26 protein-coding genes are annotated in these 24,600 nt (G+C 55.5%); 19 read left to right on the top strand and 7 right to left on the bottom strand.

Translation table 11 applies throughout. The annotated features are described in order from the left end of the window. Positions 1-161: 161 nt before the first annotated feature. Positions 162-608 carry a hypothetical protein gene (locus EDC14_RS18630; protein WP_132015824.1) on the bottom strand — a complete coding sequence of 149 codons (447 nt, stop codon included), beginning with the start codon at positions 606-608 and terminating at the stop codon, positions 162-164. A gap of 302 nt (positions 609-910) precedes the next feature. After that, the gene (locus tag EDC14_RS18635; protein ID WP_165908127.1) at positions 911-1,744 is read right to left on the bottom strand and encodes an AraC family transcriptional regulator; all 834 of its coding nucleotides are present in this window, start codon (positions 1,742-1,744) and stop codon (positions 911-913) included. A gap of 77 nt (positions 1,745-1,821) precedes the next feature. Between EDC14_RS18635 and EDC14_RS18640 the strand changes: the two genes are divergently transcribed. Next, complete coding sequence (locus EDC14_RS18640) at positions 1,822-2,880, top strand: hypothetical protein (protein ID WP_132015826.1); 1,059 nt, start codon at positions 1,822-1,824, stop codon at positions 2,878-2,880. Positions 2,881-3,314: 434 nt separating this feature from the next. On the opposite strand, the gene EDC14_RS18645 is transcribed toward EDC14_RS18640, so the two are convergent. From EDC14_RS18645 to EDC14_RS18665, 5 genes are all read right to left on the bottom strand, one after another. Continuing rightward, entirely contained in the window at positions 3,315-4,094 is a 780-nt protein-coding gene (locus tag EDC14_RS18645) for an ABC transporter ATP-binding protein (RefSeq protein ID WP_132015827.1), read from the bottom strand. Then, entirely contained in the window at positions 4,091-4,867 is a 777-nt protein-coding gene (locus EDC14_RS18650) for an ABC transporter ATP-binding protein (RefSeq protein ID WP_132015828.1), read from the bottom strand. The genes EDC14_RS18645 and EDC14_RS18650 overlap by 4 nt, the downstream gene beginning before the upstream one ends. Beyond that, positions 4,836-5,876: a branched-chain amino acid ABC transporter permease gene (locus tag EDC14_RS18655; protein WP_132015829.1), complete on the bottom strand. Its 1,041-nt coding sequence runs from the start codon at positions 5,874-5,876 to the stop codon at positions 4,836-4,838. The genes EDC14_RS18650 and EDC14_RS18655 overlap by 32 nt, the downstream gene beginning before the upstream one ends. Before the next feature lie 6 nt (positions 5,877-5,882). Continuing rightward, positions 5,883-6,761, bottom strand: coding sequence for a branched-chain amino acid ABC transporter permease (locus EDC14_RS18660; protein ID WP_132015830.1), 879 nt, complete (start codon positions 6,759-6,761; stop codon positions 5,883-5,885). Between the two features lie 159 nt (positions 6,762-6,920). Continuing rightward, positions 6,921-8,060 (bottom strand): ABC transporter substrate-binding protein, encoded by a 1,140-nt coding sequence (locus EDC14_RS18665; RefSeq protein WP_132015831.1) that lies wholly within the window; start codon positions 8,058-8,060, stop codon positions 6,921-6,923. 420 nt (positions 8,061-8,480) lie between these two features. On the opposite strand from EDC14_RS18665, the gene EDC14_RS18670 reads away from it, so the two are divergent. The 18 genes from EDC14_RS18670 to cysK all read left to right on the top strand — a co-directional run bounded on the left by EDC14_RS18670 (position 8,481) and on the right by cysK (position 24,319). Continuing rightward, a complete protein-coding gene (locus EDC14_RS18670) occupies positions 8,481-9,833 on the top strand; it encodes an aminotransferase class III-fold pyridoxal phosphate-dependent enzyme (RefSeq protein ID WP_132015832.1) in 1,353 nt (450 codons plus the stop codon). A 63-nt stretch (positions 9,834-9,896) separates the two neighbouring features. Continuing rightward, the gene (locus EDC14_RS18675) at positions 9,897-10,997 is read left to right on the top strand and encodes an iron-containing alcohol dehydrogenase family protein (RefSeq protein ID WP_132015833.1); all 1,101 of its coding nucleotides are present in this window, start codon (positions 9,897-9,899) and stop codon (positions 10,995-10,997) included. Between the two features lie 520 nt (positions 10,998-11,517). Then, positions 11,518-12,480 carry a sulfate ABC transporter substrate-binding protein gene (locus EDC14_RS18680; RefSeq protein ID WP_132015891.1) on the top strand — a complete coding sequence of 321 codons (963 nt, stop codon included), beginning with the start codon at positions 11,518-11,520 and terminating at the stop codon, positions 12,478-12,480. 20 nt (positions 12,481-12,500) lie between these two features. Continuing rightward, positions 12,501-13,331, top strand: coding sequence for a sulfate ABC transporter permease subunit CysT (gene cysT, locus EDC14_RS18685; protein WP_243663020.1), 831 nt, complete (start codon positions 12,501-12,503; stop codon positions 13,329-13,331). Positions 13,332-13,345: 14 nt separating this feature from the next. After that, the gene (gene cysW / locus EDC14_RS18690; protein WP_243663021.1) at positions 13,346-14,239 is read left to right on the top strand and encodes a sulfate ABC transporter permease subunit CysW; all 894 of its coding nucleotides are present in this window, start codon (positions 13,346-13,348) and stop codon (positions 14,237-14,239) included. Between the two features lie 3 nt (positions 14,240-14,242). Then, complete coding sequence (locus tag EDC14_RS18695; RefSeq protein WP_132015835.1) at positions 14,243-15,313, top strand: sulfate/molybdate ABC transporter ATP-binding protein; 1,071 nt, start codon at positions 14,243-14,245, stop codon at positions 15,311-15,313. 60 nt (positions 15,314-15,373) lie between these two features. Next, on the top strand, positions 15,374-15,604 hold the full coding sequence (thiS, locus tag EDC14_RS18700) for a sulfur carrier protein ThiS (protein ID WP_132015836.1): 231 nt from the start codon (positions 15,374-15,376) through the stop codon (positions 15,602-15,604). 12 nt (positions 15,605-15,616) lie between these two features. After that, a complete protein-coding gene (locus EDC14_RS18705) occupies positions 15,617-16,864 on the top strand; it encodes an O-acetylhomoserine aminocarboxypropyltransferase/cysteine synthase family protein (protein WP_132015837.1) in 1,248 nt (415 codons plus the stop codon). A gap of 3 nt (positions 16,865-16,867) precedes the next feature. Then, positions 16,868-17,683 carry a HesA/MoeB/ThiF family protein gene (locus tag EDC14_RS18710; RefSeq protein WP_132015838.1) on the top strand — a complete coding sequence of 272 codons (816 nt, stop codon included), beginning with the start codon at positions 16,868-16,870 and terminating at the stop codon, positions 17,681-17,683. Beyond that, positions 17,676-18,086, top strand: a complete 411-nt coding sequence (locus EDC14_RS18715; protein ID WP_132015839.1) for a M67 family metallopeptidase — start codon at positions 17,676-17,678, stop codon at positions 18,084-18,086. Before EDC14_RS18710 ends, EDC14_RS18715 begins: the two co-directional genes overlap by 8 nt. After that, the gene (locus tag EDC14_RS18720) at positions 18,083-18,946 is read left to right on the top strand and encodes a 4Fe-4S binding protein (protein WP_132015840.1); all 864 of its coding nucleotides are present in this window, start codon (positions 18,083-18,085) and stop codon (positions 18,944-18,946) included. Before EDC14_RS18715 ends, EDC14_RS18720 begins: the two co-directional genes overlap by 4 nt. Next, a complete protein-coding gene (locus EDC14_RS18725; protein ID WP_132015841.1) occupies positions 18,939-19,172 on the top strand; it encodes a sulfurtransferase TusA family protein in 234 nt (77 codons plus the stop codon). Before EDC14_RS18720 ends, EDC14_RS18725 begins: the two co-directional genes overlap by 8 nt. 66 nt (positions 19,173-19,238) lie before the next feature. Then, positions 19,239-19,970: a phosphoadenylyl-sulfate reductase gene (locus EDC14_RS18730; protein WP_207930760.1), complete on the top strand. Its 732-nt coding sequence runs from the start codon at positions 19,239-19,241 to the stop codon at positions 19,968-19,970. Further along, positions 19,967-20,848 (top strand): sulfate adenylyltransferase subunit CysD, encoded by an 882-nt coding sequence (gene cysD / locus EDC14_RS18735; protein WP_132015843.1) that lies wholly within the window; start codon positions 19,967-19,969, stop codon positions 20,846-20,848. Before EDC14_RS18730 ends, cysD begins: the two co-directional genes overlap by 4 nt. Further along, positions 20,848-22,653 (top strand): GTP-binding protein, encoded by a 1,806-nt coding sequence (locus EDC14_RS18740; protein WP_132015844.1) that lies wholly within the window; start codon positions 20,848-20,850, stop codon positions 22,651-22,653. The genes cysD and EDC14_RS18740 overlap by 1 nt, the downstream gene beginning before the upstream one ends. A gap of 252 nt (positions 22,654-22,905) precedes the next feature. Then, a complete protein-coding gene (locus tag EDC14_RS18745; RefSeq protein WP_132015845.1) occupies positions 22,906-23,097 on the top strand; it encodes a DUF2292 domain-containing protein in 192 nt (63 codons plus the stop codon). A gap of 52 nt (positions 23,098-23,149) precedes the next feature. After that, positions 23,150-23,308, top strand: a complete 159-nt coding sequence (locus EDC14_RS27395; RefSeq protein WP_243663022.1) for a YezD family protein — start codon at positions 23,150-23,152, stop codon at positions 23,306-23,308. Positions 23,309-23,383: 75 nt separating this feature from the next. After that, on the top strand, positions 23,384-24,319 hold the full coding sequence (gene cysK, locus EDC14_RS18755) for a cysteine synthase A (protein ID WP_132015846.1): 936 nt from the start codon (positions 23,384-23,386) through the stop codon (positions 24,317-24,319). Positions 24,320-24,600: the final 281 nt, after the last annotated feature.

Consider the following 24,600-nt stretch of genomic DNA (forward strand, 5'->3'; position numbering starts at 1 on the left):
ATTTCCGCCCATGTTAACTCTAAAATTCGTAAGTTTATTCATTGTCAACTCCAAATCTGGTTCGCTGGTTTGCCCAACTTTATCAAGGCGTATTTGCCGATTCCAAGCTGCGAAAGTTGAGAACTTATATATTTTATCGGTTATTATCTGTTTGATGTTTATCAAGTTAACTCCGCGGGTAACTTGGGCATGAGCAGGTAGAAACTTACAAAAAGAACTTTTAATTCATAAAAAAAGCCCATTATTCGCAGAAAGAGCTTGCTGAGCGACTGAGAGAGCTTGCTGAGCGACTGAGAGAGCTTGTTGAGTGACTGAGAGAGCTTGCTGAGCGACTGAGAGAGCTTGCTGAGCGACTGAGAGAGCTTGCTGAGTGACTGAGAGAGCTTGCTGAGTGACTGAGAGAGCTTGCTGAGTGACTGAGAGAGCTTGCTGAGTGACTGAGAGAGCTTGCTGAGCGACTGAGAGAGCTTGTTGAGTGACTGAGAGAGCTTGCTGAGCGACTGAGAGAGCTTGTTGAGTGACTGAGAGAGCTTGTTGAGTGACTGAGAGAGCTTGCTGAGCGACTGAGAGAGCTTGTTGAGTGACTGAGAGAGCTTGCTGATCCGCAAAGAGAGCATTATCCATAAAACCGGAATCCGTGGCTTTAATAGGGACCTTCGACAATAACCGGACAACCGGCGCCAGAGAGCAAAGACTTGATCGCGGATTTAGCGGATGAAATGATTCCATAGACTGGAGAACGGAAAATGGGTTTTTCTGTGAAATCCCCAAATCCATGAATCCGTGATCGGCTTTTTTCATAGCAGCGTCTTTGCTGGGCAAACTTGATAATCAGATCTGATTTCATTTTGTGAATAAAACAACTCCGGCGATATCGCCGGGGCTGCTAATTTGTCCAAGACATTGCTGTTTATTTGTTATGTTTTCTATATTTACCCGGTGAAATACCCGTGTGTTTTTTAAACTGCCTTATGAAAAAGCTCGTGTCATAATAACCAAGTATCTCGGCGATATAGTTTATAGTGTAGTCCGAGGATCTTATTAAAAATTTTGCCTTATTTATCTTTGCATTGGCTACATATTCAGAAAAAGTAACTCCGATTATCTTGTGAAAAAGTTTTCCGAGATACGTTTCGGAATATCCTAATTGTTTAGCAAATTCTGAAAGCTTAGGCGCAGTTTCAGCAGATGCGTTAATTTTGTCGCACATTTCAAAAACTTTTTTTTCATTGATACCGATGTAGGCTGAAGTCAAATTTTCAGTAGCATTTGAAGTTAAGAATTCATACAGGGCCGCATTCAGCCAGAAAGAAGCCTTTTCAGTCTCGTTTCGGTAAAAAAAGGTGATGACATGATTTAATAGATCCCCAAAGAAAGCAGTATCCGCAATATGTCTATGCTGAACTCCCCACGGGGAAACGTTTTTTTGGTTTTCTGAAATACTAAAATGGACATGGATGACAAACAGCGGAGATAATGGATCGTGGTTTCCGATGTATTTTTTCCCCGGTGCAAGCAGCATGCATGAACCGGCCGACACTTCGAAAGTTTCCGACGCGGTCCTAATTTCGCCTTTTCCGCGAAATACGGCCCAAAGATCATAGTCGTCGAAACCATTGTCAGCGGTTATCCAACTCCAATCCGGAGCGCAGTCCGTAATACCACATGAATTAATTATTAATTGATAATCTTTTATAATTCGGAAGCCTCCATACCTTTTATAGAATATGTCGTAATAATACAATATCGCGTCGTAGAAATCAATGCTCCTGCCTTCCTGTTTGTGCTAGTATTTACTTAATAAAAAACGGAGGTGGAGATATGAAGAATCCCAATATCAAGATCAAAGTCGTTGTCCAGGCGAAGAAAGAAAATGTTCCAGGCTGGCCGCATATCAATTTCGACTATTTGAAAGAAACCGAAAAGGTTATGGAATGTGTAAAAGCCGGAAATTCGGAGACCGAATTTGACGTGATAAAATACACGGCTGTTGCCGAGGCGGAAGCTGATTATCAGGCTGATCTTAAAAAATACAGCGGCGTTCTTGTCCTGGAAATGACCAATTGGATAGGACTCGATGCGTTTTATGCCAGAAAAAGCATTGACGGCATCCCGTGTGTTATTGCAGATGTTCCTTTCTGCGGAAGCGGCTCGACTTTGTCCGGAGCAAGCCCTATGGTTAGAAACGAAAAACTGCCCGTTCCGATCATTGCGTCAAGTAATTATAACGATATAGCGCGTGGTGCAAAACTTTTGGCCGTTAATGAAAAGCTTAAAAATACAACGATACTTGTAGTAAAAAACAGTGTGCAAATGGATGAGCAAAAAGCGGCTATGGAAAAATGGGGATGTAAATTCATAAACAGGACGGCAGCCGAGCTCATAAAGATTTTTGATTCTGTGCCGCTGGAAAAGGCGGAAAAAACGGCCAACTATTGGAAAGAGTCCGCTCTGGGAGTAATCGAACCTAACGATGCCGATATTCTGGAAAGCGCAAAGCTCTATCATGCGATAAAAGCACTAAAAGAGGAATGCTCCGCAGATGCGGTAACCATCGACTGTCTAGGACTTTCATATCATAATGATTACGGAAATAACAAGCATATGTATCCATGCCTTTCTTATTATCAGATGTGTAACGACGGAGAGATAGGTGTATGCGAGGCTGATATCAATTCAACAATATCGTCCATCATAATCCTATATCTAACCGGCCGCTACGGTTTTGTATCCGATCCGGTGGTAGATACTTCTTCCGATGAAATTACATATGCCCATTGCGTCGCCTGCCGGAAGCTATTCGGCTGTGATGATCTTAGAACATGTAGCTTTATATACGCAGCCATGCCGAAGATCAGCAAGGCGCATCAGTTCAAGTGATATTCCCTAGCGGAGAAAAGCTTACGACGATTAATCTGAATAATAAGGCAAACTGGGCTTGCGTCCATTCCGCGCGATCGGTCGGCAACGCAGGCGGAGATGCGGGATGCCGAAGTAAGCTCGTGGCTTCGTGCAACGCCGATAACCTTCTTGCAAATTGGATGCCCATGTGGCATCGCGTTACAGTTTTCGGCGATTACCGACGCGATTTTATCAACTTGTTCAAACTCAAAGGCTTTGATTGGAAAGAGGAAGATAAATAGAGGGGACGCAATATAGCTTTTTTGCTGAAAATCAGTTCGAATAAAGCCATAATAAAAAATGAAAACCCTTGAATTCAAAGGGTTTTACCGATATGGCACAGTTAATTCTTTTCACATTTTGACATATATAATTGAATAATCAGCTTATAGTATCAAGCGTGATGGCGCGGCCTAATTAGCCGCCCTGCTAACCGGACCTGGCTCAGCGCCAGCGTCGGCGGTTGTTTCGCGATGCGCCGGCTGTTTGCCGAGGTAGGCTTCTTTGACCCTAGGGTCCTGGGCCAGTTGCGCGGCTGGGCCGTGCAGCACGATCCTGCCGTTCTCCAGGACATAGCCGCGATGGGCGATCTTCAAGGCCATATTGGCGTTCTGCTCCACCAGCAGAATGGCCGTGCCCTGTTCATTGATCTCCTGCAGGATCCGGAAGACCTCCTTTACCAGCAGCGGCGAGAGGCCCATCGACGGCTCATCCAGGAGCATCAGGCGGCAGTTGGTCATCAGGGCCCGGGCCACCGCCAGCATCTGTTGCTCGCCACCGCTCAGGGTGCCGGCCAGTTGCTTTTGGCGCTCCGCCAGGCGGGGGAAGAGCTTGAAGATCCGGTCGCAGCTGTCGCCCCTGCGGGCCTTGCTCCGGCAGGTCCAGGTCGCCAACTGCAGATTTTCGAGAACCGTCAGGCTGGGGAAGATGCCGCGGCCCTCGGGAACCTGGGCGATTCCCAGGCTGACCACCTGGTGGGCCGGGATATTGGCCAGACTGCGGCCGGCGAACTCGATTTCGCCCGCCGCCGCCGGGATCACCCGGGAGATGGCCCGCAGGGTGGTGGATTTGCCGGCGCCATTGGCGCCGAGCAGGGAGACGATCTCGCCTTCGTTCAATTCCAGATCGATGCCGTGCAAGGCGCGGATGGCGCCATAGGCCACCGCCAGTTTTTTGATGGTTAACAGACTCATGCCGTGGCCTCCTCTTCGCCGAGATAAGCCCGGATGACCAGTGGATGATTGGTGACCGTCGCCGGGTCGCCCTCGGCGATGGTCTGGCCAAAGTCGATCACCTGGATCAGGCCGCACAGCTCCATGACCACCGGCATCTGATGCTCGATGAGCAGGATCGCCAGGGGGAAATCCCGGTGGACGTTACGGATGAATTGGATCAGATCCTCGACTTCCTTGGGGTTCATTCCGGCGGCCGGTTCATCCAGCAACAGCACCCGCGGGTTGGTCGCCAACGCCCGGGCGATCTCCAGCCGCCGCTGCTCGCCGTAGGATAGGTTTCTGGCCAGCTCCCGGCCGCGGTCAGCCAGGCCGAAACGGTCCAGATATTCCAGGCTCTCGCGGCGGATCCTTTCCTCGGCGCGGCGGAAACGGCCCGAATGGATCAGGCTATCCCAGAAATGATAGCCGGTCCGGCTGTGGAAGGCCATCCGGATATTATCCATGACGCTCATCTGGGCGAAAAGCCGGATATTCTGAAAGGTGCGGGCGATTCCGGCCCGGGCGATGGCATCCGCCGCATGAGCGGTGATATCGGTCCCGGCGAAATAAATCCGGCCGCTGTCCGGATGGTAGACCCCGCTGATTAGATTGAAGATCGTGGTTTTGCCGGCGCCATTGGGACCGATGATGCCGCGGATCTCCCGTTCCGACAGTTCCAGGCCGAAATTGGCCACCGCCGTCAATCCGCCGAAGGCTTTGTTAATTTGCTCTAGTCTCAGGATGGCTCCCATGCTCAACCCTCTCTTCCTTTAAGCGCAGCCAGCGCCATTCCTTGTTACCCATCAGGCCGTACTGGCGCGTCAGCATGATCACGATCAGAATCAGCGGGCTGATGACCATCCGCAGGTCGGCCAGGCGGGGATCGAACGCCAGTAGATTACGGAGCAGCTCCATTAAGATCGTATAGACCACCACGCCCAGGATCGAGCCGGACAGACTGCCCATGCCGCCGAGGTACAGCATCACCAGGATCTCGGTGGTCTTGATGTAATCGAAACTCTTCGGGGTAATGAACTGCTGGTATTGGGCCCACAGCCCGCCGGCCAGCCCGGCCAGGGCCGCCGCGATGGTAAAAGCCAGGTTCTTGGCGCGGATGATGTTCACCCCCATCAGCTCGGCGGCAATGTCGTTCTCGCGGATGGCCACCCAGATCCGGCCGTAATTGGAGGCGATCAGGTTGCGGAGCACGGCGTAGGTGAAAACGACCCCGCAGACGACCGCGAAGAAATTGGTGTTGCGCGGGATGCCGCCGAAGCCGCGCGGCCCGCCCACGAACTCCAGGTTCTGGATGCCGTTCACGATGATCATATTAAAACCCAGCGTAATGATGGCCAGGTAATCGCCGACGGTTTTGAAGGTCACCAGCCCGATCAGGTAGCCGATGAGCCCGGTCAGCGCGATGGCGCCGGCGAGCGACAACACCAGTCCCGGCAGGGCCGGCCAGGCGGTGCCGGTCGCAATCAGGGCGGCGGTGTAGGCGCCGATCGCCATGAATCCGGCATGGCCCAGGGCGAATTCGCCCAAGTAACCGTTGAGCAGGTTCAGGCTGGCCACCAGGATCACATTCATCCCGATGATGGTCACGATATGCAGGTAATACTGATTGATCCAGCCGGAGTCGGCGCCGATCTGGATGAGCCCCGCCGCCGCCAGCAGCGCGGCGCTGAAGATCCCCCAAAAGCGCAGGGAAGAGCGGCTGCGGGGCAAAGCCGCGGGATGGATCGAGGTCTGTTGTGACATGGTTCGTTACACCTTCTTCAACATTGGCTTGCCCATGATCCCGCTCGGCCAGATGAGCAGCAGCACGATCAGCAGGCCGAAGGCGATCCCGTTCTTGAGGTTGGAGGAGAGGTAAGCCACGGAGAATACCTCCACCTCGGCCAGCATGAATGAGCCCAGGACCGCGCCCTCAATGGAGCCGATCCCGCCGATCACCGCTGCGATGAAAGCCTTCCAACCCAGATCGATCCCCATGTACGGGTCGATCGAGTAGGCCTGGCCGAAAAAGATGCCTCCGGCGGCGGCCAGCGCCGAGCCGATGGCGAACGTCACCGCGATCACCTGGTTAAGATTGATCCCCATGAGGGGCACGATCTCTTTGTTGTCGGCCACTGCCCGCAACGCCGTGCCCATCAGCGTCTTATTGACGAAAAGCCACAGGATCATCATCAGCGCCAGGGAGATCAGGATGATCAGGATCTTATCCTCGGTGATCACGATCCCCCCGGGCAGCTGCAGGATCGCATCGGGCAACAGCGGCGGCAGCTGCCGGGTCTGGGGTCCCACTAGCACCCGGACGATGTTCTCCAGGAAGATGCCCACGCCCAAGGCGGTGATCACCAGCGACATCCGCTGGGCGTTCCGCAGCTTGCGATAGGCGATCCGTTCGATGGCCACCCCGACCAGCGCGGTGAGCAGCATTGCCAGGGGCATGATCACATAAAAGGGGAGGCCGGCCAGAGTCGCCAGGAGAAAGCCGATGAACGCCCCGACCATGAAGATGTCGCCGTGGGCAAAGTTGATCAGCCGGATAATGCCGTACACCATGCTATATCCCAGGGCGATCAGGGCGTAGACCGCCCCCAGCTGGGTCGCGTTGAGCAATTGTTGGATGATGATGGCCACTGCAACCACTCCATAATCCAGTTTACGCCGCGGCGGCGGGCGGACCCGTACCTTCCGGGCGGCCCGCCTCGCGTCGACGGCAGGGAGGCTCCGGGTTGGACCATCAAGCGCTGACGCACGGACGATCCAACGCCGGGAGGTTGAACGCTCGCAAAGTTCTCACGGATTCACCGCGCTGTCAAAGACGTACTTGCCATTTTCGATCCGCAGCATCACCGCGCCTTTGACCGGATCGCCGTCGCCGTTGTAGGTGATCACGCCGGTAATGCCCGAGAAGTTTTTAATCGCCGCGATCTGATCTCGGATCGCCAAAGAGTTGGCCTTACCCGCCTTGGTCACGGCCTGGAAGATGATCTTGGCCGCGTCATAGGTTAGGGCGGCCGCCGCGTCCGGGATGGCGTTGTATTTCTTTTGATAGCTGGCGATGAAGGTTTTCAAAGCCGGGCTGGCGTTGTCGACCGCGTAATGGTTGGAGAAATAGGCGCCTTCCATCAGCTTGCCGCCGAGCTGGATCAGCTGGGGATCGTCCCAGCCGTCGGATCCGAGCACTTTGGCCTGGATGCCGAGTTGGCGGGCTTGTTTGATCTGGAGCGGGACTTCGTTGAAGTAATTGGGAAGGAACAGGACGTCCGGATCGCTTCCCCTGATCTTGGTCAGTTGGGCGGAGAAATCGGTGTCCTTGGTGTTATAGGTCTCGAAGTTGACGATCTTGCCGCCGGTCTTCGTGAATTCGTTCCGGAACACTTCGGCGATGCCTTTATTGTAGTCGCTGGCGATGTCATAGAGCACCGCCGCGGTCTTGGCTTTCAGTTTGGTATAGGCGAACTGGGCCACCACCTTGCCTTGGAACGGATCGATGAAACAGGCCCGGAAGACGAACTTGCGTCCTTTGGTCACATTGGGATTGGTCGACCAGGGTGTGATCTGGGGAATCTTGGCGGCCTCAGCGATGGGAGCCCCGGCGTTCGAACATTTGCTGGCCTGGGAGCCGATGATCGCCAGCACCCGGTCCTGGTTGATCAGTTTCTGAAACACCGTGGCCGTGCCTTCCGGTTTATTCTCATCGTCTTCAATAATGAAGCGGACCTTCCGTTTGGAGGAGCCGACTTTCAAGCCGCCGGCGCTATTCGCCTCATCCTGCGCCAGGAGGGCTGCGTTCTTCGTGGCCTGCCCGATGGCGGCGATATCGCCCGTCAGCGGGGCGGAGACGCCGAACTTCAGCTCAGGCGGAGCGCAAAGACCCTCGAAAGTCAAACCGAGTAAAAAGATTATCAGAAATAGCAGTCCAAGCTTTTTCATGTTTATCCTCCCATCTATGTAATATTTATGTAATTCATATTAGCAAATATCATAATTTATGTCAATTATTTGTAACTATATTCTATACAGTTAACAGTAAAATCACACAAATCTTTCTTTGAGCTTGAGCGATCCTAAAAAGCGGTTGGGAGAAGGCTATCATCCGGAGATTCAAAGTTTTTTGCCGACGAGCAAGGAATGGTCGTGTAAGGTCGGAGTCCGATTTTCGCCCATGGAAATGGTTTCGGCGGAAAAATCTCTCTCGGAATGACATATTGATGGAATGGATATTGACATTAATTTCTAAAAATTAGTATAATATTTACAAAATTCAATAAATTGGAAGAGAGCGTCGCGGGACCATATCCCCAAAAAACGGCGCAATCCCTTCGAATCCGCCGATGAAAGGGGTTAAGAGCGATGGCAACCGTTGATGATCAGCGTTTTAGCGATGAAGTCTATCGGAGCGACCGGGAACACGTGTTGCATTCCTGGTCGGTTCAGAGCCGGTTGAAGCCGATGGTAGTGAATGAAGCCCGCGGCATTTATTTTTGGGACAGCGGCGGCAAACGTTACCTGGATCTGGCCTCACAGCTGGTGAACTCGAATATCGGGCACCAGCATCCCAAAGTGGTTCAGGCCATCAAGGATCAGGCGGATAAGCTTTGCTACATCGCGCCGTCCATCGCCACCGAGACCCGGAGCGCGCTGGCCAAGCTGCTCAGCACGGTCACGCCGCCGCGGATCAACCATTTCTTCTTCACCAACGGCGGTGCCGACGCCAATGAGAATGCCATCAAAATTGCCCGGCTGGCTACGGGCAGGCAGAAGATCATCTCCCGTTACCGTTCCTACCATGGCTCGACGTACGGCGCCATCACTCTTACCGGGGATCCGCGCCGGCCGCCGGTGGAGCCGGGAATTCCGGGGGTGATCAAGGTGTACGATCCCTACTGTTATCGCTGTACATTCGGGCAGGAATACGGCAGCTGCCGGATCGAGTGCGCTAAGCATGTTGAAGAGACGATCCTGTACGAGAACCCGAAGACGGTCGCGGCCATCCTTATCGAATCGATCACCGGCAGCAACGGCGTTTTCATACCACCCCGGGAGTACCTGGTCATGTTGCGGGAGATCTGCGACACCTATCATATCCTGCTGATCGCGGACGAGGTGATGAGCGGGTTTGGCCGGACCGGGGAATGGTTCGCTATCAACGCCTTCGGCGTGGAACCGGACATCATGACCATGGCCAAAGGAATTAACTCCGGCTACGTACCGCTGGGGGCGGTCGGGATCTCGGACGCAATCGCTACCGCCATTGCCGATCAATATCTCTACTGCGGCCTGACCTATAGCGGCCATCCGCTGGCTTGCGCCGCGGCCATCGCCACCATCGAGGCCTATCAGGAGGAGGAACTGATCGCCAACGCCAGGGCCATGGGTGGCGTGACGCGAGGGTCGATGGAGGATCTGAAGCGGAAACATCCTTGCGTGGGCGACGTCCGGAACCAGGGATTGTTCGGCTGCATAGAGCTGGTCAAGGACCGCGCCAGCCGTGAACCGATCGTGCCCTGGAACGGCAGCGGCGAGGTGATGGCGGCGGTGGAACGGACTCTGCTGGCGGAAGGGGTCTTCATGTATCTCCGCTGGAATTACATGTTCTTCGCGCCTCCGATCATCATCAACGAAGCCCAATTGAACGAGGCTTTCCGGGCGATCGACAGGGCGCTGACTGTCGCCGACGGCTATCTGCAGCGGGCCGCCTCCTAAACTGTTGGGAACGGCTCGATTTCCGCGGCATCTCATAAACTTTCGCTTCAAGAGGAGGCGCCCATGGCCGAGCAATTTTTCATCCCCACCAAAGTGATCGCCGGAAAGGGATGCATCCGGGAGCATGCTTCGCTACTGGCCGCGCTGGGCGCGAAGGCTATGGTGGTCACCGGTTGCCACTCGGCGCTGGTTAATGGTTCGCAGGCCGATATCACAGCGGCTTTGCAAGAGAAGCGGATTCCCTACTTTGTCTATAACCGGATCGCCAGTAATCCATCGATCGCCGCGGTGCGCGAGGCAGCGGCCGTCGCCCGGGACGAAGGCGCGGATTTTGTGATCGGCTGCGGCGGCGGATCGCCCTTAGATGCGGCCAAGGCCATCGCCTTACTGGCCGCGAACGATCTTGATGATGCGGAGCTGTTCGCGGGCATCTTCGAAAATCCGGCTTTGCCGATGGTCGCGGTTCCGACCACCGCCGGAACCGGCAGTGAAGTGACCCAGTACGCAATTTTGACCAATGACCGGCTGCAGACCAAGACCAGTATTGCCAGCGAAGCAATCTTTCCGCGGCTGGCCTTTTTGGATGCAACTTACACCTTGAGCCTGCCACTGCGGGTGACCGTCAACACTGCGCTGGACGCGCTTTCCCACGCGCTGGAAGGCTGTCTCGCCAAGCGGGCAATCGCGCTCAGCAATCTGCTGGCTGCGGAGAGTCTGCGAATTAGCGGTGCCTGCCTGCCGCTATTGCGGGGGGAGGAGATCTCCTGGACCGTCCGCGAACAGCTGCTGTATGCTTCGATGCTGGCGGGAATGGTGATCGCCCACACCGGAACCACGGCCCTGCATGCCATGGGGTATTCATTGACTTATTTCCGGGATATCGACCACGGCCGCGCTAACGGCCTATTGATGTCGGAGTACCTGCGTTTCGTGGCCGCAAGTTGCCGGGAACGAGTGGAGGAAGCGCTTCGCCGGACGGGTTTCGCCGATCTGGATTCATTTCAAGCCATGCTCAAAGAGTTGTTGGGAGAACGAGAATGGATCAGTGAAGCGGAGATCGACCGGTTCTCGGCCATTGCGATCCGGGCCAAGAACATTGGGAACACATTGCGGAACCCGGTGCAGCAGGATTTGGCGGAAATCATCCGCCGGAGTTTTATCTGAGGCGCCCCGATTGCCGACGGAGAGCGAGAAATTCCGCTTGCTCGCTTTATGTTATGGATAACCGAATCATTGCATTGACCGCGGCAGGCGATCCGCGGTTTTATTTTATATTATTTTGAGAGATTGCAAGAGCAGGTGGTCTGATGCTGATGAGAATGGCTTGTTTGTTATGTTACAAGAGAGTGGAGAGATGCGGAGTTTTGTCAGCTGATTTGATGAGAACTTTGTGACAACTTTTTATAAAAATTCCCTGGCGAGTATTGACTTTCCCATGTTGGTAAAGTAAGATAAAAAATATCTTACTAAACCTCTTGGAATTAAAGACATTCCTTCTGCATAGGATAGAGTGAATTGGCGGAAAGACGGCCTATTTTTTTAAATCAAATACCTAGTATTTTGATAAGAATAATAAAATTCATCATGAGAGATTGCACTCAAAAAAATAAAACGAAAGCTGAAGGAGGTTTTAGCGGTGGTTAAAAAACTGGTCTTGTTTCTGGGGTTTGTAGTGGTGTTAGGAATGTCGCTCCTGCCGATGGCCTGGGCGGCGGGGGAGGTCACGTTGCTGAATGTATCGTATGATCCGACCCGTGAGTTGTATCAGGAATACAATGCCGCGTTTGCCAAGTATTGGAAGGCAAAGACCGGCCAGACAGTGACCGTCAAGCAATCGCACGGCGGATCGGGCGCCCAGTCCCGGTCGGTGATTGACGGGTTGGAGGCTGACGTTGTGACGTTGGCTCTGGCGTACGATGTCGACGCATTGTATGAGAACGGCCAATTGCTCGCGAAAAACTGGTTGAAACGATTGCCGGATAATAGCGCCCCTTATACCTCGACCATTGTCTTTCTGGTTCGCAAGGGGAATCCCAAAAGCATCAAAGACTGGTCCGATCTGGTGAAACCGGGCGTGCAGGTGATTACGCCGAATCCGAAAACTTCGGGGGGCGCCCGTTGGAATTACTTGGCGGCCTGGGGTTACGCTTTAAAAAAGAACCGTGGTAAAGAGGAGAAGGCCAAAGAGTTTGTGACTCAGCTTTTTAAAAACGTGCCGGTGCTGGATTCGGGAGCGCGCGGCGCTACTAACACTTTTGTCCAGCGTGGGCTGGGGGATATTTTGTTAGCCTGGGAGAACGAAGCGTTCCTGGCCATTCATGAGCTTGGCAAGGACAAATTCGAGATTGTAGTCCCATCCCTAAGCATTCTGGCGGAGCCGTCGGTAGCCGTGGTTGATAAATTCGCCGATAAGCACGGTACCCGCAAGGTGGCCGAGGCTTACCTGAAATACTGGTATACCAAGGAAGGCCAAGAGATCGCCGCGCGAAACTATTACCGGCCGCGCCTCAGAACGGTGGCCGCCAAGTATGATCATTTCGCCAAGGTGAAATTGTTCACCATCGACTCGGTCTTCGGCGGTTGGCAGAAAGCGCAAAAGACTCATTTTGTCGACGGCGGCGTCTTTGACCAGATTTACCAGCATTGAACATAGCGGATGTGATGGGATTGAATCGGAAGCAACGCAGTATCCTGCCGGGCTTCGGCCCGGCGCTCGGGTTTACCGTATTGTACATGAGTCTGATCCTCTTGATTCCACTGGCGATGCTGTTTTTGCGGGCTGCGACGTTGAGCTGGCCACAATTTTGGCAGACGGTGCTCGCGCCGCGGGTGGTGGCATCTTACCGGTTGAGCCTGTTGGCCTCTTTTGGCGGTGCTTTGATCAATGGTATCTTCGGTCTGCTGCTGGCCTGGGTGTTGACGCGCTATCGATTCCCCGGACGGAAACTGGTGGATGCCATTGTCGATCTACCGTTTGCCATGCCCACTGCGGTGGCTGGCATCGCACTGACCACCATTTACTCGGCGAATGGCTGGATCGGCCGTTTTCTGGAACCATTGGGCATCAAAGTCGCTTACACCCCTTTGGGGGTGATGGTCGCCCTGACCTTCATCGGGCTGCCGTTTGTGGTCCGAACCGTCCAGCCGGTACTGCAGGATTTGGAGAAAGAGGTCGAAGAAGCTGCCGTCAGCCTGGGCGCGAACCGCTGGCAAACCTTCACCCGGGTCATCTTTCCGGCCCTTTGGCCGAGCTGGCTGACGGGCCTGGCGCTCGCTTTCGCCCGCGCACTGGGGGAATACGGATCGGTCGTTTTCATCTCCGGCAACATGCCAATGCGTACCGAGATCGCGCCGCTGGTGATCGTCACCAAGCTGGAACAGTTTGATTATGCCGGCGCGGCGGCGGTGGCCGTGGTGATCCTGGGTATTTCTTTTGTTTTACTGCTCTTGATCAACTTATTGCAATGGTGGAGCGGCAAGAAACAACTTGCAGCCTGAAAGGTGGGTGAACCTTGTCTCTGGAAAGTAAAACGACGGTGGTGACGGCCCGGCCGGACGCCCCCATCAGTGAGCCGTTCCAAGTTCGCTGGCTTCTCATCGTCATGGCCCTCTTATACATCGGCTTTTTTATTATCATCCCGCTCTTCGCCATCTTCGGTCAGGCGCTGGAGAAAGGATTTCAAACGTATCTGAAAGCGCTGGCCGAACCGGATACCTTCGCGGCGATCCGGCTGACGTTATTGACGGCGGCGATCGCGGTGCCGCTCAATCTGGTCTTCGGCCTGGCGGCTTCCTGGGCCATCGCCAAGTTCGATTTTTTCGGCAAAAGCTTTTTAATTTCGCTCATTGATTTGCCATTCGCTATTTCGCCGGTGATCTCGGGTTTAATTTACGTCTTGCTCTTCGGTCTAAACGGTTGGCTGGGGCCATGGCTGTTTGCGCATAATCTGAAAATCATTTTCGCGGTGCCCGGAATCGTGCTGGCGACGGTCCTGGTGACATTTCCTTTCGTTGCCAGAGAGTTGATCCCGCTGATGCAGAGCCAGGGCAAAGAAGAGGAAGAGGCGGCCCTGGTGCTCGGCGCCAACGGCTGGCAAACCTTCTTCAAGGTAACTCTTCCGAATGTAAAATGGGGCCTGCTCTACGGCGTAATTCTTTGTAACGCCCGGGCAATGGGAGAATTCGGCGCCGTTTCGGTTGTTTCCGGCCACATTCGCGGCATGACCAATACGATCCCGTTGCAAGTGGAGATTCTGTATAACGAGTATAACTTCACCGCCGCCTTCGCGGTGGCTTCACTGCTGGCGCTACTGGCCTTGGTTACCCTGGCCGTCAAATCGCTGGTGGAATGGAAACAGCAGCATCAACGGCCGGAACTGCAGAATCCGGTGGAGCGGGAGGCATAAAAGATGAGTATCGTCATTCGGGATATCGATAAACAATTTGGCAGTTTCACGGCTTTAAACCATGTCGATTTGGAGATTCCCACCGGCGAGTTGGTGGCTTTGCTCGGCCCGTCCGGATCCGGCAAGACTACGTTGCTGCGGATCATCGCCGGGTTGGAGACTCCGGATGGGGGGACGGTCTTTTTTGAAGGAGAAGACGCTACTGCCCAGCGGGTCCAGGACCGGAAAGTCGGTTTCGTTTTTCAGCATTATGCGCTATTCCGGCATATGACGGTCTTTGAGAATGTTGCGTTCGGACTACGGGTGCGGCCAGCCCGTTCCCGCCCTTCGCGTGAAGCGATCAACGCCAAAGTCAATGAGCTTTTGAAACTGGTTCAAATGGACCGGCTGGGCAATCGCTATCCCGCGCAACTCTCCGGCGGCCAGCGGCAGCGGATTGCTTTGGCTAGGGCGCTGGCGGTGGAGCCGAAAGTAATGCTGTTGGATGAACCGTTCGGCGCGCTGGATGCCAAGGTGCGCAAAGAGTTGCGGCATTGGATTCGTCATTTGCATGACGAGATCCATGTGACCAGCATTTTTGTGACGCACGACCAGGAGGAGGCGCTGGAGGTGGCGGATCGCATCGTGGTGATGAACGAGGGCCGGATCGAGCAGATCGGTACACCCGAAGCGGTCTATGACCATCCCGTTAACTCCTTTGTCTACCAGTTCCTGGGCAACGTCAATCTTTTCCGCGGCCGGCTCGACCGAGGGAAGGTCCGGATCGGTGCCAGTGAGTTCGTCGCGCCGGAGCACCGGGATGCCGCGGCGCAATCGGCCATTGCCTATGTCCGCCCCCACGAACTGGCGATTGAACGCCACAGTGAGGATAATCAAAGCATCAAAGCGCGGGTCGCCCATATCCGGGCCATCGGCCCGGTGGTTCGGTTGGAATTGAAGCGGGCCGACGATAACAGCCTGATCGAAGCGGAACTGACCAAGGAGCGCTTCACCGAGCTGAGGCTGGCTGAGGGTGACGAGGTTTTTGTCGGATTAAAAAACCTCAAGGTCTTTGTCGAGAATTATGTGATTTGAAATGTATCCCGTATCAGCAACGAATCATTATCATATCAAAACAAGCAAAGGATGAGCGACATGCAACTGACAATCAATGGGAACAGCGAAGAAATCCGACTGGAGCAGGGAACCATCAGTGAGCTGCTGAAGGTCAAAAAAGTCGAGATGCCGGAGATGGTCTCGGTGGAATTGAACGGAAACATTCTGCGGCGGTCGGATTATGAAACGACCCGGTTGCAAGAGGGCGACCAGGTGGAATTCCTGTACTTTATGGGCGGCGGTGCCGCGGCCTGGGAATGTTGTCAATGAAGGAGCAGCGAGATGGCAAACACATGGGATTTTGAAACGAGGTCCATTCATAGCGGCTTTGATCAAGACAAGGGGACCGGCGCCACGGCGCTGCCTATCTATGAATCGGCCGCGTTTGCGTATGACAGCGCCGAAGATCTGGAGGCGGCCTTTCAAGGCCGGAAATTCGGCCATATTTATTCACGAATCGCTAATCCGACGGTGACCGCCTTTGAAAACCGGGTCAATGCTTTGGAAAACGGATTGGGCGCTATCGCCACCGCTTCGGGAATGGCCGCGATCGCCACGGCCGTTTATACGCTGGCTCAAGCGGGGGATGAGATTGTCTCCGGGAAGAGTCTGTTCGGCGGGACCTTTCAATTGTTCAACGAGATCTTTGGAAACTCCGGTATCAAGGTGGTTTATGTCGAATCCACCGCTACCGAGGCCTACCGCCGGGCCATTTCTCCCCGGACCAAGCTGGTGTTCCTGGAGACGATCGGCAACCCTAAATTGGACATCCCGGATATCGGAGCGATTGCGGCCGTCGCCAGAGAGCAAGGCGTGCCGCTGGTGGTCGACAGTACCTTGAGTACGCCGTATCTTTTCGCGGCCAAGCGCTTCGGGGTTGATCTGGTGATTCACTCGACCTCCAAGTATATCTCAGGCAGCGGGAATACCATCGGCGGGATCCTGGTGGACCTCGGGAATTTTGATTGGCGGCATTGCCGGACCGGGGCGGTGGCGGCCTTGACCAAGCAGGCCGGGGAATATGCTTTTTTGGCCCGGGCCAGACGGCAGGTTCTCCAGAACACCGGCAGTTGCCTGTCGCCGTTCAATGCCTACCTGCAAAACCTGGGGCTGGAAACTTTGGCATTGCGAATGTCGAAGCACTGTACCAACGCGGTTGGGCTGGTGGAATACTTTCAAGCCCAGCCGCAGGTAGTATCCGTGAATTATCCCGGTTTACCCGGGCATCCCGATCATGCCGTGGCTGCGGCACAATTCCACGGAGGGTACGGCGGGCTGATTACCCTTCGCTTGGGTACCCGGGAACGCTGCTTCCGGATGATCAACCGTTTAAAAATGGTAAAATGCCTCGCCAATGTGGGCGACGCCAAAACACTGATCATCCATCCGGCCTCGACCATTTATCATAATTGTTCAGCAGCGGAACAGGAAGCGGCGGGAGTTTATCCGGATTTGGTCCGGATATCGGTAGGGATCGAGAGCCTTCGTGACATCATAAACGACTTTGATCAAGCATTGGCAAAGGAGTAGCGCATGAATTTTACAGAGAGTCAAATTGAACGCTATAGCAGGCATATCATCCTGAAAGATGTCGGCGGGGTGGGCCAGGAAAAAATCTTGCGGTCAAAAGTGTTGATTATCGGGGCAGGAGGATTGGGCTCGCCGGCCGCCCTTTATCTGGCCGCGGCCGGCGTTGGCACCATCGGCTTGGTGGATGGCGATACGGTGGATCTTTCCAATTTGCAACGGCAGATCATTCATTTCAGCGCCGACTTAAACCGCCCCAAGGTGGAGTCGGCCCGGAACAAGCTCGAAGCCATCAATCCCGATGTCCGGGTTAAAACCTATCAGACCCGGGTTTTTGCGGATAACATCGGCGAAATCATCGCCGGGTACGATTTCATCATCGATGGCACCGACAATTTTCCGGCCAAATTTTTAATCAATGACGCCTGCGTGTTGTATCAGAAACCGTTTTCCCACGGCGGCATCTTGCGCTTTAACGGCCAGACCATGACCTATGTCCCGGGTCACACCTGTTATCGTTGCGTCTTCGACTCACCGCCTCCCAAGGGAGCCGTTCCCACCTGCAGCGAAGCGGGCATCCTGGGAGCGGTCGCCGGCATGCTGGGCACGATCCAGGCCGCCGAAGCCTTGCGATACATCATTGGCAAGGGAAAGCTGCTCACCGACAGGATCCTGATGTTCGATGCGCTCGATATGCAGTTTCGTACCGTGAACCTTCGCCGCAACCCCGACTGCCCCATCTGTGGCGAACATCCGACAGTTACCGGGCTGGTCGACTACGAACAGCCGGTTTGTGAATTGAGGCGCAACGCTCATGCTTAGAATCCCGGTTGCCATCAAAGAACAGCTGATCGCGCAGACGCGCCGGGAACTTCCCAATGAGGCTTGCGGCTATCTGGCGGGTCAAGATGAAACGGTGAAGGCGTTGCTCCCGATGACCAACGCCGATCATAGCCCGGAACATTTTTCATTCATTCCCGAGGAACAGTTCCGGGCGGTCAAGGCGAGCCGGGCTCAGGGATTGCGGCTGATCGCGGTATACCATAGCCATCCTTCCTCGCCGGCGCGCTTGTCGGAGGAAGATTTGCGGCTGCTGAACGATCCGGATCTGGTGTACCTGATCGTTTCCTTCATGGCCGCCGAGCCGGCGATCAAAGCCTATCGGGTCCGCTCAAGGGAAGTATCGGAGATTGTCATCGAATTCACGGAGGAGGAACCGGCATGAGTACACCGGATTTCGATCTGGCTGCCTTGAAAAAGGTCGGTATGATTCAGCAGAAACAAAAGGAATACTTCGCCATGCGCCTGCATGCGGTCGGCGGCGATTTCAGCGCCGCGCAGCTGCAAAAAGTGGCCGAGGTTGCCGCCGCCTACGGCCGGGGCCAGATCCATCTTTCGACCCGCCAGGGAATTGAGATTCATTTCGTCCACTATTCCAAGCTGGAAGCGGCCCGGCTTGAGCTCGAAAAGGCGGGGATCGCCATGGGCGCTTGCGGCCCGCGGATCCGGATCGTGGTGGCTTGCCCCGGCAGCTCCACTTGCCGCTGGGGGACGATTGACACCAAAACCGTGGCCCGTTCTTTGGACGAAAAATATTTCCGGCAGGATACACCGCATAAATTCAAGATGGCGGTCACCGGGTGCCCCCATAATTGCGCCAAAGCCACTGAGAACGATCTGGGCATCATGGGCGGCATTCTGCCGGCCTGGCAGAGCGAGCGCTGTACGGGCTGCGATCTCTGCGTCAATAGCTGCCCGGCGGGGGCCATCTATCAACAGGACGGCGAGTACCGTTTGGATGAGACAAAATGTATCTATTGCAGCATTTGTACGGCCAATTGCCCCACGGACGCCTGGTTCGCGGCCAAACAAGGATATATCGTATGGATCGGCGGCACCATGGGCAAGACTCCCCGGCTGGCTACCAAGCTGCGGACATTGATCGAGGATGAGGCGGAGCTGTACCGGCTGGTCGACAAGGTGGTCGAATACTACCGGCAACACGGCAGAAAACGGGAACGTTTCGGCCATATGATCGACCGGATCGGGCCGGATAAGGTGAAGGAGGATCTTTTAAATGAGTGAAGTGAAAAAAAGCATCGATCTCCACGGGGTAGTCTGCCCGTTGAATTTCGTCAAGACCAAATTGGCCCTGGAAGAGCTGGCGGCGGGCGAGCGCTTGGAAGTGGTCCTGGATGAGGGCGACGCCATGTTGAATGTGCCGCGCAGCCTCAAGGAGGAAGGGCACAAGATTATCAAGGTCACGCCGGAAGGCGAGGTTTATCGAATTATCGTCGAAAAAGGAGTCTGAGCCGTTGGGCGAAGAGATTTGCAATACCGGGCGAATCTCGGCTGACTCCGAAGGGAGAGGCTGAACATGCAGATGGAACTGTCCGAAATACAGTCCCGCTATGGGGATTATCCGGCGCCGGAATTGTTGCGGGAGATGACGGCCCGCTACGGTAGCCGGATTGCCTTGGCTTCCAGCCTGGGCGCGGAAGATCAAGTGTTAACCGATATGCTGCTGGCCATCGATCCGGCGGCCCGCATTTTTGTCCTGGATACCGGACGGCTGCCTCAGGAGACCTATGCGACCATTCAGGCGACCATGCGCCGTTATCATTTTCATTATGAGATCTACGCCCCGGATAGCGCGGAGTTGGAAGCGCTGGTCCGGGAACATGGGCCCGATCTGTTTTATGAAAGTATCGAACTCCGCCAGCAATGTTGTCAGGTACGAAAGCTTCAGCCGTTGCAACGGGTCTTGGGGACGCTGGATGTCTGGATCACCGGGCTGCGCCGCGAACAAGCGGTGACCCGGACCGCCACGCAAACGATCGAGTGGGATGAGGCCCACCAGTTGCTCAAGTTGAATCCTTTGGCCAACTGGACTACCGAGGAGGTCTGGCAATATCTCCGGGATCATCAGGTGCCTTACAATCCGTTGCATGACCGGAATTACCCCAGCATCGGCTGCGCGCCGTGCACCCGGGCCATCGCCGCCGGCGAAGACCTGCGGGCCGGCCGTTGGTGGTGGGAGGCTCCGGAGCATAAGGAGTGCGGCTTGCATTACCGGAACGGCAGATTGGAACGGGTGAGGGAAACATGAATCAACTCGAAAAACTGGAAAATCAGAGCGTCTACATTTTGCGGGAAGCATACCGCGAATTCAAAAGCCTGTGCATGCTGTGGTCGATCGGCAAGGACAGCACGGTGCTATTGTGGCTGGCGCGGAAAGCATTCTTCGGTCATGTGCCGTTCCCGCTGGTCCATATCGATACTTCCTTCAAGATCCCGGAGATGATCGCCTACCGTGACCGGCTGGCCGCCGAATGGGGACTGCAGATGATCGTCGGCCAGAACGAAGCGGCCATCGCCGCCCATGAGACCTATCCCGACGGGAGAACAGACCGGATCGCCTGCTGCAAGAATTTGAAGAGCGAGGCCTTAAAAAGAACTCTATCCGGCGAATGGCCGCGCCGCCGGTTCGACCATGAGAGCCGGCAGTACCGGGAGGATACGAACCATGAACCGTATACCGGAGTCATCGTGGGGGTGCGGGCCGATGAAGAGGGCAGCCGCTCCAAGGAACGCTATTTCTCGCCGCGCGACCGTCAGAACGAATGGGATGTCGGAGACCAGCCGCCGGAGCTGTGGAACCAGTTCAAAACCGATTTCGCGCCCGGTACCCATCTGCGGATCCATCCCTTATTGGACTGGACCGAGCTGAATATCTGGGAGTATATCGAGCGGGAACGGATCCCCGTCACCTCGCTTTATTTCGACCAGGGGAACGGGAAACGCTATCGTTCCCTGGGTTGCTATCCGTGCACCAAACCGGTGGATTCGGATGCCCGGAACGTGTCCGAGATCATCGCCGAACTGCGCAGCGGCAAATTTGCCAACATCGCCGAGCGTTCCGGGCGCGAGCAGGACAAGGAAGACGGCGGCAGCCTGGAGACTCTGAGACGGGATGGTTATATGTGATGGACAATCAACAAGAGCAGATGAATATCGTGATCGTCGGCCATGTCGACCACGGCAAAAGCACGGTCATCGGCCGGATGCTGGCGGATACGGGCTCGCTCCCCGAAGGCAAGCTGGAGCAGGTCCGGCTCAATTGTGAGCGGAACGCCAAACCGTTTGAGTACGCTTTCCTGCTCGATGCCCTCAAGGATGAGCAGGCCCAGGGGATTACCATCGACACCGCCCGCTGTTTCTTTAAAACCGCCAAACGGCATTATATCATCATTGACGCGCCGGGGCACATCGAGTTTTTAAAGAACATGATCAGCGGCGCCGCCCGGGCGGAGGCCGCGCTATTAGTGATCGACGCCAAGGAGGGCATCCGCGAGAATTCGCGCCGCCACGGCTTCATGCTGTCGATGCTGGGCGTCAAACAGATTGTGGTCCTGGTGAATAAGATGGATCTGGTCCATTATAGCCAGACCGTCTATGACCAAGTCGTGGCGGAGTTCGCCGCGTTCCTGGCGCAGATCGGCGTCGAGCCCCAAGCCTTTGTGCCGATCTCCGCCCGGGACGGCGACAATCTGGCCTTCCGCTCGGCTAACCTTCCTTGGTACCAGGGGCCCAGCGTTTTGGAGCTGATGGACGGCTTCCGGAAAGAGAAGGACCAAGCGGAACAGCCATTCCGTTTTCCGGTGCAGGACATCTATAAGTTCACCGCCGGCGGCGACGACCGGCGCATCTTCGCCGGAACCGTCGAGACCGGGGTGATCCGGACCGGGGATGAGGTCATCTTCATGCCGTCCGGCAAGCGTTCGACGATCCGGAGCATCGAAGGGTTCAACCAGCCGGTCCGGAACGAGGTCGGCCCCGGCCAGGCCACCGGGTTTACGCTGACCACCCAGATCTATGTCAAGCCGGGCGAGATCCTGTGCCGCGGCGGCGAATCCCTTCCGCATCAGGGCGGCACCTTCCGGGCCAACCTGTTTTGGATGGGCAAACATCCGCTGATCAAGGAGAAGAAGTACCAACTCAAACTGGCCACCAGCCGGGCGACGGTGACGCTGCAGCAGATTACCAAGGTGCTCAACTCCGCCGATCTGACCGCCGAGACCGATCGGAACCAGGTGGAACGGCACGAAGTGGCCGAGTGCATTCTGAAGACGGCCAAACCGATCGCCTTCGATAACTCGCGGGATATCGAGGCCACCGGGCGGTTTGTGATCGTCGATAACTATGAGATCGTCGGGGGCGGAATCATCACCGAGGCTTTTGCCGATGCCGGGACCCTGGCGGCGCACGAGTTATCGCGACGGGAGTTCGCCTGGGAACGGACCGCCGTATCCCAAGCGGAACGGGAAGACCGTTACAAACAGCAAGCCAAGTTTATCGTCATCGCCGGCGGCGACGGCCAATTTCAAAAGCAGGTCGCCCGGACGCTGGAGGTGGAGCTGTTCCGGGATGGCTACAGCGTCTACTACCTGGGCATGGCCAATCTCCTGAGCGGGTTGGGCGCCGATGTGAAGAGCCGGGCCGATGAGCGCGACGAACAGATCCGGCGCCTGGGAGAACTGGCTCATATCTTCACGGATGCCGGCCAGATTCTGATCACTAACATTCCCGAGCTGGATGAGTACGAGATTGATACGTTACGGACCTTGAACACCCCCAATGAGATCCTGGTCTTCGATCTGGGCGGTCAAATCTTTGCCGATAATCAGCCGGTACAGTCTTTGGGTGATTCCGTCCGGGACGTGGAGCAGGCTGTATCGCAAATGAAAGCGATCTTGCGCGATCGGGCGATCCTGATCGAATATTTCATCTGACATTTCGTTTTGACATGATGCGCGGGTGTCACAGCCTGACTTTTTTGGAAACAGGGCACTGTCACCCCGCGCACGCGAAAAAGGAGGCGGCGCTTTTCCGGTAAAGTGATTGACAGTATTGGAAAGATGGAGTATGATTGCCATATATACAAGTAAAATAGTAGGTTTATAAGGAATTTAAACCGGCGACGCGCATAGGATATACGGGTTGGAAACACGCGGTTGAAACGATCGATTGGGAAGAGGTGTTTCATGATGGCGATCGGGAGAACATTCCCGTCACTCGGCGGCAGGCGGGAGCCGGCCCAGGTGATATGGGCCGCATTGCGGGGCCTGAAGAACGGTTCGGTAACCATTGTCAAGCAAGACAACCAGATCATCCAGGTGAACATTTATGAGGTTATCCCGAGCGAAGCCCGATGTACCCCGTTCTCGATCGGCTAGGTAACCATCGAAATACGGGCGAACGAAAGTTCCCCAAAGGGGGATTCTAAGCGTGAATGAGCGAGCGAAAACCGACGGCCCGATCGCGGAAGCGGATTTACAAAAGTTGCTGTTGATGCTGGAGAAGGTCTCCTTCGGTTCGGTCACTTTAGTGATCCAAAACGGAAAAGTGGTCCAAATCGAAAGAAATGAGAAACTGCGGCTGAAATGAGCCCGAAGGGGCCCAACAAGCGAAAAACTTTTCAGCCCGGGGAAAGTAGTTTTTACAAGCACATGGAGGATGGACATGACCAAGATTGCCGAGAATTTGACTGATTTGATCGGGAACACGCCGCTGCTGCATCTGGCGAAATACGACCAAGCCCACGGTTTGGAGGCGCGGATCGTCGCCAAGCTGGAGTATTTCAACCCCGCCGGGAGCGTGAAGGACCGCATCGGCTATGCGATGATCCGGGACGCCGAAGAACGGGGGATCTTGAAGGAGGGTTCGGTCATTATCGAACCGACCAGCGGCAATACCGGGATCGGCCTGGCATTCGTGGCGGCGGCCAACGGGTATCGCCTGATCCTGACGATGCTGGAGACGATGAGCATCGAGCGGCGGAACCTGCTGAAAGCGCTGGGCGCGGAGATCGTGTTGATTCCCGGCCCCGAAGGCATGGCCGGCGCCATCCGCAAAGCGGTCGAACTGGCGGCCAGCATTCCCAATTCCTTCATTCCGCAGCAGTTTGACAACCCGGCCAATCCGGCGGCCCACCGCCGGACGACCGCGGAGGAGATCTGGCGCGACACCGACGGCGCGGTGGACATCTTTGTGGCCGGCGTCGGCACCGGCGGCACCATCACCGGGGTCGGGGAAGTATTGAAAGAACGGAAACCGGCGGTGCGGATCGTCGCGGTGGAACCCCAGGATTCACCGGTTCTCTCCGGCGGCAAACCGGGACCCAACCGCATTCAGGGGCTGGGCGCCGGATTCGTGCCGGCGGTTCTGAACCGGGCCATTCTGGATGAGATTCTGCCGGTGCGGAGCGAGGACGCCTTTGAAACCTCCCGAAAATTGGCGAAGCTGGAAGGGCTGCTGGTGGGGATCTCCTCCGGCGCGGCGGTTTTCGCAGCCACCCAGCTCGCCAAGAGGCCCGAGAACCGCGGCAAAACCGTCGTCGCCCTGCTGCCGGACACCGGAGAACGCTATCTGTCCACCACGCTGTTCCAGGCGGAATAAAATCCGGCGCGGGAAGCGCCGGATGAGCATCTTCAACCATACAAAGAACTGCTTCGGCCACCCAAGGAACATCTTCGGCGACTGGAGGTACATCTTCAGTCGCTCAGGGAACTGCTTCGGTGACCCAAGTAAGTTCTTCGGCGGCTGAAGGAACATCTTCAGTCGCTTAAGGAACTGCTTCGGTGACTCAAGTAAGTTCTTCGGCGACTGGAGGAACATCTTCAGCCGCTTAAGGAACTGTTTTGGTGACCCAAGGAACAGCTTCGGCGGTTGAAGGAAGC

It is taken from the genome of Hydrogenispora ethanolica (genome assembly GCF_004340685.1).
GTDB lineage: Bacteria > Bacillota > UBA4882 > UBA8346 > UBA8346 > Hydrogenispora > Hydrogenispora ethanolica.